This is a genomic window from Parashewanella curva (genome assembly GCF_003675895.1).
Taxonomy (GTDB): Bacteria; Pseudomonadota; Gammaproteobacteria; order Enterobacterales; family Shewanellaceae; genus Parashewanella; species Parashewanella curva.
The window spans coordinates 24746-33839 of record NZ_ML014796.1 but is presented as its reverse complement, the minus strand read 5'-3'; the positions used below and the strand labels follow the sequence as shown (position 1 = coordinate 33839).

Genomic DNA, 9094 nt, shown 5'->3' with positions numbered 1-9094 from the left:
GACTAAATATTTGGTCAGCATGACATACTGGGAAGATCGGTCAAATGATCATTGAGGATCAAGTAAAATGGTGACTCAACCGTTGCTATTTTAAGCAGATTGAGTCAGATGGGCTGAATAGTTACGATATTTATAGCTAAATCAATATAAAATGGCATTCTCAGAGCTTTATATTGATTTAGCTATATTATAAATTAGACGGTATTCGAGCTTGGTATGATTTTGATGGTTACACTTGTTATCTGCAATACAACCAACTAATAATGACGCTTCAGTTTCACGGAAAGTATCGGCTTGAATACCCCAACAAAGAAGACCTTCATCAGTTTGAAGCTAAGCTTGCAAAAATTTGCGCTAAGTTATGAATCAAGTTAACCCCAAACATCTCCTTAATAGTAAGTGGACTAAAACTGAGGTTGTTAACAAAGAAAAGCACTTCATTATTGTTGAGCTTTTAAAGGACGAAGAAGACACTATCATAGGTTGCTCAATTGAGGCGGTGATCAACCACAATCAATATCAAATAAATTGGAGAGAATTAAAAAACTCTACTGTTTGGCGTTACGGTTGGCAGTAAACTTTTACCTATTATTTTCGATAACATTGATCATTGTCACACCGGGATTTACCCATTAATAATCGAGAACCTAAATGAGTATCTCGCGCACTTTTGGGTATTTCGAGCCTGCTCACTGACATTTTTGACAGTGTCGTAGAGCAGAAGAATACTTATTCAAATACAGGTATCAAATTCAGCCTTGCCTATGAAAGTGCAAGCTTAATGTATAACTCAGGTTCATTCTCAATAAGATGTAACGCTTTACTTGCCAAACCTGTTGGGTTTCTTCTTCTCATCTTACTTTGAACGAATAACTTTCAACTTAACAAACTCATTTTAGGCACATATCAAATTAAACAACCGCTTACTCAACACCATCCTCGAAAATCATACAAGCCAAAAGGAGTCTTCCAAGACTCATGCAATAAACAAAGTTAGGGCGGCACCATGCGGGCTCTACATCGGTAATGACAAACTGTGTAGCCTAATAAGTCTCTTACTCGGTTTACCGCAACAATCCGTTAAACCACTTCAAGAACAAATCACAAAACACGTTGAATCATTTGATCAAGCTTCTCAGCCAGTGGTATGGTCACGACTGTTCTCATGTTTGATAGACATCGATGACGATATAAGACTAAACCCTATTCAAAAAGCCTTGCTAACCCTTTTGTCTTTACCAAATGATCCAGCCGTTTGCCAACAATGGCAGTTAAGTACCGCAACTATTCATGGTCTATTGCATTCTGAGAGTTTCTTTATATTTGCAGAAAAAAGCAAATATCTAAATAAGCCACTTCAGCAAGAACTAAAACAATGGCCGGTTCTTCTTAATCGAGATTGGGTATCCCACGCTTTAAACAAAAAAACCAAAAGTTCACTCGTACAAGTGAAAGCCCCTTTGATAGTAAGACCAGTTGAAACTAGGCCAAAAGTGAGCTTTGGGCAGTTTAAACAAACGGTTCTTATGACAGCTAATATTGTGTTTGGCAACAATAGTCGTCTTGAACAAGAGCTAACGGCATTGTTTGATAGCACTTTATTTCTGCAGGAATCATCATCGAGTAGCGAAAAAAATAAAAGTGCTTATCGCTTAATTCAATCGATTCACCCAATGCTTATGATCAACGCCCAAGATAGGGAGTACCTTGTAAAGCGATTTCAGCTACAACTAACGATCGTAGCATTATTACCAGAAACGCCCACTAAACAAAAATCATTAGTTCAACTTAGACAAACTGAACACTTGTTACTTCAGCCACCAGAGCAACTAATGCTGAGACACAAGAGGTTATCTGTACACTCCGAGGGTATCCCCCCCTACCAATTTGCCCGAGCTCTTAACCATGATAACGTTGCTGAGCGCCTTAACCCCTCGATTTGTAAGCAGCTTATGCAAACCTGCACAATTTTATAGTGGCAATCGTCCTTTCTTTACCTGACAGGGATAAGGCCACATTATTCCTTTAAAACATCCTCAAGAATTATCATCAATCGCTTGATTTGCACCTCGTTTAAAAAGCCGCCATACTGAATGAATTCGGCACTAACAAGGTGAGAAAATTACAATGACAACCATAAAAACACCCGTTGAAATGCTCGATTTTTGGGCTGATGCCCATGGAGACAAAGTTTATCTAAGACAACCGATAAGCGGCCAATACCAAGACTACACTTGGCAACAAGTTCGCAAAATGTCACAACAAGTCGCAGGAGGGTTGCGTCACTTAGGATTTGTACCCGGTGATAAAATTGCGGTGTTATCTAAAAACTGCGCTGAGTGGTTCATTACCGACTTTGCCTTAATGCTCGGCGGCTATATCAGTGTGCCCATTTACCCAACCGCCAATGCCGATACTATCAGTTATGTACTTGAACACAGTGATGCAAAAGCGGTCTTTGTTGGTAAATTAGATTACTGGCAAGACCAAGAACCAGCCATTGCTGGAGATATTATTCGAATCGCATTCCCATATGACACCATGCCCGCTCAATATCAATGGCAAAGTTTTCTCAATATTGGCGAACCATTAACTAACCAGCCCTACCCTCAGATTGATGAGTTAATGACCATCATTTATACCTCAGGCTCAACCGGTAACCCTAAAGGGGCAATGCAAACCTTTGCCAGCTATGGCTGGACGTGTGGCTGCGCCGCCAACCATATTCAAATTAAAGATACTGACAGGCTGATTTCTTATTTACCACTGGCCCACATCACGGAGCGTGTCGCCATTCTTGGAACTTCCGTCTACAACGGTGCTCAAGTGGCCTTTGTGGAAAGCTTGGATAGCTTCATTGATGATGTCAATCGTTGCCAACCTACGTTCTTTTTATCTGTGCCAAGACTCTGGAGCTTGTTCCAGAAAAACATTATTGAAAAAGCCGGCGGCGCTAAAAAGCTGAACACGCTATTGCGTATTCCTATTCTCAACAGCATGATCAAAAGAAAAATCCGCAAAGGCTTAGGACTTAATCAGTGCCGTTTATTTGGCTCCGGTTCTGCACCATTGCCTAAAGCCATTATTCAATGGTTTGCAGGTATTGGTATTGAAATTTGTGAAGCATGGGGAATGACCGAAAACTGCGCTTATTCGATCATTAACTATCCATTCAACCCTAATAAAATCGGCACCATTGGCGTGCCTGTCGATGGCTGTGACATTCGCTTAGGTGACCAAAATGAACTTTTGGTTCGCAGTCCCGGATTAATGACTGGTTATTATAAGGATGAAACAACGTCCACGCAGGTATTCGAAGCCGATGGTTTCTTCCATACAGGTGATGTCGCAGAGATTGATGCTGATGGCTACATTAAAATTACCGGACGTATCAAAGATAATTTTAAAACCGCTAAAGGCAAATATGTTGCTCCAGTGCCAATCGAGCGTAAATTAGCACAAGACACGCATATTGAACTCTTATGTGTCATTGGAGCAGGGTTACCTCACCCTGTAGCCTTAGTGCAATTGGCGGAAGGCGCATCACTTATGCCGCGTAATGACATTCGCCATGCCCTTAAAACAACTTTGGATCAACTTAATCCAACACTGGAATCTCACGCCACCTTAGATGCTATCGTGATTGTTAGTGAACCATGGACAACTGAAAATGACGTATTGACCCCAACTCTAAAAATTAAACGCCACATATTAGAGCAGCGTTTTACAAGTATTGTTGATGGCCTACGCGGTGGTGTTGTGAAATGGGAAGATGAGTTGTAATAAAAAACTGCGAAAAAAATGAACAATAAAGCTTGCAAAAGAAAATGAGAATGATTATCATTAATTTGCGTTCCAAAACTCATTCTTGAGAACTAAAATAGTTCGATTGTAAGTTGGTTAGTTTCTCTGGATGGGTATGCAAGCACAACATTGCTCACACTCTTATGCCGGACTCTCAGTCCGGCCTTTTTTTTTGATAAGCTAATACCATTATTCACTTCATAAAATAGCAATATGTCTGATCTTTCTGTTGAAGCAGTGATCCTTGCCGGAGGGCAAGGTCGACGCATGCAGTACCAAGATAAAGGCCTAGTCACGTTTCAACATCGACCTTTGGTACAGCACGTCATTGATACGATTCACCCACAAGTCAATCGCCTTATGATCATGGCTAATCGCAATATCGAATCATACCAAGCGTTTGGTTACCCCGTCTTCAGCGATGAATTGTCAGGATTTCAAGGGCCGCTATCAGGATTATCCACCGCATTACACCATTGCCAATCAGAATGGCTTCTGATGCTCCCCTGTGATACTCCTCATCTCCCGAGTGATCTATTGGAAAAAATGCAACTTGCATTAGCTCAAGACAATACAGATATTGTCGTGGCCTGTGACAGTCATAAAGAGCATGCGGTGATCATGTTACTCAAACGACAATTAAAAGCTGATCTGGATGATTATCTTGCTTCCGGAGAGCGTCGAGTCATGGCATGGTATCGCCGTCATCAATACCAAACCGTTGAGTTCGATGCCAAACACTTTATCAACTGCAACCACATTGATGAGCTGTCGTGATACACTCATCAAAGCGTTATACTCGTAATACTTGAAGATGCAACTTTCAGAGCTTATTTAGCGTTGCATTATTCGAGGCGTGAAAGTGCAGAACTAGCGGGCTAATTTAAGCTTTCACAACAACGAAGAATCAACGCTAAAAAGCCCACACAGTGCGAGTTTAACTGCCATTTATACTGCGTTACTTACCCTTGAAATAGACTGACTATGACCGACATACAAAACTGTCGTTACTTCGTTTTCTGCGGATAAGTGCCTTGCCTAAATGGCAGTTAATTCTCGCTGAAATCCTGCATCTACAGGTATCACGAGTATATAGAATGAGAGCGTAATGGCGTTAACCCGAAAACAATGGAATAACATTATTATTCTTGCCAGTGCTGCGATGATAGGCACCCTGACTGTTTTGCACAACAAAACAGCAAACATACCCGATGATGCTATCCCCTTGTTTGATCAACAAGCGACCATAAAACAAATCAGCGTCGATGGTTACACCTTAACAAAAAACAAAAATAATTGGGACTGCCAACCTAAGCTTGAGCAGTGTCAATTATGGCAACAAGCTTGGCATCAACTCAAGATAAGCCCTATTGCTCAGCCTAGCTTGAGTGATGATAAGTTCAAACACCTAGAAATTACCGTCCAGCAATCACCTCAGCCAATGAGCTGGCAATTTTATACCCAAGATGGGTTTCTAAAATCAGCCTCGGGCAATTGGTATAAAATTCCCCCTAGCTTACAAAATAACTTGTTACCGACAGAATTAAACAAAGAATAAAATTCCTATGCCTGAATTACCTGAAGTTGAAGTTACTCGCCAAGGGATCAGCCCTCATATAATCAAACAGGACGTTGCTAACCTTATTATCCGTAACCACAGCTTACGCTGGCCGATACCAGATGTGGCTCACAACATTGTTGGTCAGACCATCAACAGCGTTCACCGTCGAGCTAAGTATTTGCTATTGGAAACCAATGCAGGGATCACCATCATTCATTTGGGAATGTCCGGCAGTTTACGGGTACTAGATGAAAATACCCCAGTAGAAAAACATGATCATGTAGATTTGGTGTTAGGCAATCATAAAGTGCTGAGGTTTAACGACCCTCGCCGCTTTGGCGCCTGGTTGTGGTATGAACTGCCCATTGAAACTCACCCATTATTGAATAAATTAGGCCCAGAACCATTAAGTGATGATTTTAATGTTGAGCAATTTTCACAAGCGCTTGAAGGAAAGAAAAAAGCCATCAAGTTATGTTTGATGGATAATCACATCGTGGTCGGTGTTGGTAACATTTACGCTAACGAAGCCTTATTTACAGCAGGCATTCATCCCAAAATACCAGCCAATAGAGTTGATGTCGATAAACTTCCCAAATTGGTTGAAACAGTCAAACTCATCTTAACCAATGCCATTAAACAAGGTGGTACTACCTTAAAAGATTTTACCAATGCCGATGGAAAGCCGGGGTATTTCGCTCAGAAGCTTCATGTGTATGGTCGTGGTGGGCAAGCTTGTCATGAGTGTGGCACTGTGCTCCATGAAATTAAATTAGGCCAAAGGACAACCGTCTTTTGTGATCATTGTCAGCCTGTTTAATACCGTTGAGCTTACTTTCTGTGCACCAATGTCACCTACTATGAGTGTGAACGATATAAGTTATGGTAATTCGGACTTAATAATTAACCCAATCTTCTCCTGAAACACCCTTATACTGCAAAAGCTAAAAAATTTTTGAAAACCAATGGCTAGGAAGCAATTTCTAAATTCAATTCACTGTCAGAGGTGCACATAATGACTATAGAAATGTCTCAAAATGCGATTTTGCAATATATTATCTGGGATAATTTAGAAAGCAATGATACAGATCAGAATGACTGTAGAACCTATAGAAGACCCCAAAGTCAAATACCTGTGATCTGGTATTCACCTAGCGACAATAAATACACGATTAATAAAATCAAGGAAAACCAGCAAAGATTCGTAAAATTTTTATCTAGGTATGACATCTCTAAAATGACTCAAGACGAAATGAGAAGCTATCTCGAATGTGCCTCAGATAAAGTAGAGAAAGGTGCAGTGGATGATTCAAAAGTTTATAAGCAAACAACAAATCACGGTCGCATAATAACATTAGGGTATTTTTCTGGCCGAAACAGCCTATATTACATAAGTAGTAGGCAATAGAACTATTGCTCAATCTCTATCTTTTTTATAGCAGAGTACCCTTAAAATAAATTTGATAGTACTCTGCTATGACATGGCTTACTTCAATTTTTTCTCAATAGCATTAACGACTTCTACATGAGTAAAGGCGCTAATATCACCACCGTGCCTGACCACATCTTTCACCAGTGTTGATGAAATAAAGCTATTTTCGGATTTTGGCATCAATAACACACTTTCTAGTTCAGGACTTAAGGCTCGGTTCATATTGGCAAGCGTCAATTCATATTCAAAATCAATCGTGGTTCTGACACCTCGCAATAAAACATTAGCGCCATTGTTTTTAGCAAAATCCACTAACAAACCACTAAAGCCTTGAACTTCTACGTTACCAAATTTTTCAGTAACTTTTTTAACCAAAGCGACACGCTCTTCAAGATCAAACATGGGCTGTTTAGACGAACTGTTCGCCACACCAATGATCACTTTATCGAATAATTGGCTGCCACGTTCAATCAAATCTAAGTGACCGTTGGTAATGGGATCAAAAGTTCCTGGGTAAATAGCAATGTTCACTATGATTCCTTGATAACTAAATGGGTCTGACGCACATCTTCACCTGATGGTGACTGGAATGCTTTCAAATCGAATTCTGGCAGAATAGCAAAAATATGATCAAAAATATCGGATTGAATATCTTCGTATGTGCCCCAATTAGTGTCATTGGTAAATACATAAATTTCAATTGGCAAACCTTGAGCACCCGGATCTAATTGGCGAACCAATAGTGTCATTCCCTTATGGATCTTCTCATGATTCTCTAGATACGCTTTAAGGTAAGCTCTGAAAGTACCGACATTAGTTAAACGGCGACCATTCACACGTTTTTCAAAATCTAATACCTGAGCATTGGTCTGTGCCAGCTCAGATTCTATCCTTGGAATGTACTCTTTTAAATGATTAATCCGCAGCAGTTCGTTCTTATCTTCTTCACTTAAAAATCGTACGCTAGATAAGTCAATATAAACAGCTCGTTTGATGCGGCGGCCACCAGACTCTGACATTCCTTGCCAGTTTTTAAAGGCATCAGAAACTAACGCGTAGGCTGGGATCATAGAAAAGGTTTTATCCCAATTCTGTACTTTAACCGTAGTAAGCGACACTTCGATCACTTCACCGTCAGCGCCGTACTTATCCATTTGGATCCAGTCACCTACACTGACCATTCTGTTCGCTGCTAACTGAACGCCGGCAACAAAACCCAAAATGGTGTCCTTAAATACAATGGCAAGTAAACCAGTGGCAACACCTAAACCGCTCAGGAAGAATAACGGTGATTCATCGATGATGGCCGCTATCGCTAACACCGCGCCCACGAGGAATAAAAACAATTTAGTTAACTGTACGAAGCTTTTAGAGGGAATACGGCGACTTACAGAGGAGCGTTCAAATAAGGTTTCTCCGACATCCAATGCCGAATATATGGCTCGAATAATAAACACTACAGCTAACGCACTGAGAACTCGTTGGGTGCCGGAAGCGATTTTTTGATGCTCAGATAAAATGTACGTCATTTGCTCCGATAACACCAAAATCGGTAGCACAATGACTGCTTTATCAAACACTTTATGCTCAACCAATAAATCATCCCACTGCACTTTGGTTCGATGAATCAGCGCATGAATAAAGCGTAGAATCACGCTTTTTACCACTAAGTAGACTAACCATACCAATAATATGGAGATAATAAGCATGGTCATGGCAGTTAAAGCTTCTGCTAATCCTTGACTAAAACCATGGTGCAGTAACCAAGCATTGACATCGATGGGAAAATCTTTTTCCATTACGCATCCCTCAATTTAAATAAACCCCTAACCAACCCTAGAGATTCATGGCTAAGAATAGTCTTAATCATCAATCAGGTTTATAGAGAATATATTATGTTATTAGGTCAACTCGCTTTACCTGATCTATTGGAGCACCTTAAAAACTACCCTGATTACGATGCTGATTATCAGGTTGACGTTGACAGTCTAACCTCAGTTTTACATTTCAACAAAGAAATTACCATATCAGTGATCATAGGCACATGGTGCCCAGACTGTCACCGAGAGATCCCTCGATTGGCTAAAGTCATTGATGCCATCAAGGGCAAGAATATAACTGTGGAATATATTGGCGTAGATAAACAAAAAACGGATCCAGAGAACATCAGCGCCCAATATCAATTTGAGCGTATCCCTACCATTATCCTTCATCATGATCAGCAAGAGCTGGGGCGAATTATAGAAAAGCCACAACAGTCGTTAGAAAAAGATTTGGTCGAGATTCTAACTCAATGA

10 protein-coding genes and 1 pseudogene are annotated in these 9094 nt (G+C 40.4%); 9 read left to right on the top strand and 2 right to left on the bottom strand.

Going from position 1 to position 9094, the window contains the following annotated elements; translation table 11 throughout:
* Window positions 1-200: 200 nt before the first annotated feature.
* The 8 genes and pseudogenes from D5018_RS14415 to D5018_RS14380 form a co-directional block, all read left to right on the top strand.
* Window positions 201-365: pseudogene (locus D5018_RS14415) on the top strand (DUF3081 family protein); the annotation flags it as partial.
* The gene (locus tag D5018_RS14410; protein ID WP_121839703.1) at window positions 362-577 is read left to right on the top strand and encodes a TIGR02450 family Trp-rich protein; all 216 of its coding nucleotides are present in this window, start codon (window positions 362-364) and stop codon (window positions 575-577) included. The pseudogene D5018_RS14415 and the gene D5018_RS14410, both read left to right, overlap by 4 nt.
* A gap of 565 nt (window positions 578-1142) precedes the next feature.
* A complete protein-coding gene (locus D5018_RS14405) occupies window positions 1143-1976 on the top strand; it encodes a hypothetical protein (RefSeq protein ID WP_133309302.1) in 834 nt (277 codons plus the stop codon).
* Between the two features lie 151 nt (window positions 1977-2127).
* Window positions 2128-3783, top strand: coding sequence for an AMP-binding protein (locus D5018_RS14400; protein WP_121839701.1), 1656 nt, complete (start codon window positions 2128-2130; stop codon window positions 3781-3783).
* Window positions 3784-4017: 234 nt separating this feature from the next.
* A complete protein-coding gene (gene mobA, locus D5018_RS14395) occupies window positions 4018-4581 on the top strand; it encodes a molybdenum cofactor guanylyltransferase MobA (protein WP_121839700.1) in 564 nt (187 codons plus the stop codon).
* A 331-nt stretch (window positions 4582-4912) separates the two neighbouring features.
* Window positions 4913-5362, top strand: a complete 450-nt coding sequence (locus D5018_RS14390; protein WP_121839699.1) for a hypothetical protein — start codon at window positions 4913-4915, stop codon at window positions 5360-5362.
* A gap of 7 nt (window positions 5363-5369) precedes the next feature.
* Window positions 5370-6185: a bifunctional DNA-formamidopyrimidine glycosylase/DNA-(apurinic or apyrimidinic site) lyase gene (mutM, locus tag D5018_RS14385; RefSeq protein WP_121839698.1), complete on the top strand. Its 816-nt coding sequence runs from the start codon at window positions 5370-5372 to the stop codon at window positions 6183-6185.
* A 195-nt stretch (window positions 6186-6380) separates the two neighbouring features.
* Window positions 6381-6773, top strand: a complete 393-nt coding sequence (locus tag D5018_RS14380; protein ID WP_121839697.1) for a hypothetical protein — start codon at window positions 6381-6383, stop codon at window positions 6771-6773.
* Between the two features lie 78 nt (window positions 6774-6851).
* Here the strand turns inward: D5018_RS14380 and coaD are convergent, their stop codons facing one another.
* Both coaD and D5018_RS14370 read right to left on the bottom strand, forming a co-directional pair.
* Complete coding sequence (gene coaD, locus D5018_RS14375) at window positions 6852-7328, bottom strand: pantetheine-phosphate adenylyltransferase (RefSeq protein WP_416351546.1); 477 nt, start codon at window positions 7326-7328, stop codon at window positions 6852-6854.
* Window positions 7328-8596, bottom strand: a complete 1269-nt coding sequence (locus tag D5018_RS14370) for a mechanosensitive ion channel family protein (protein ID WP_121839695.1) — start codon at window positions 8594-8596, stop codon at window positions 7328-7330. The genes coaD and D5018_RS14370 overlap by 1 nt, the downstream gene beginning before the upstream one ends.
* A 96-nt stretch (window positions 8597-8692) precedes the next feature.
* Between D5018_RS14370 and D5018_RS14365 the strand changes: the two genes are divergently transcribed.
* Window positions 8693-9094, top strand: a complete 402-nt coding sequence (locus D5018_RS14365; protein WP_121839694.1) for a thioredoxin family protein — start codon at window positions 8693-8695, stop codon at window positions 9092-9094.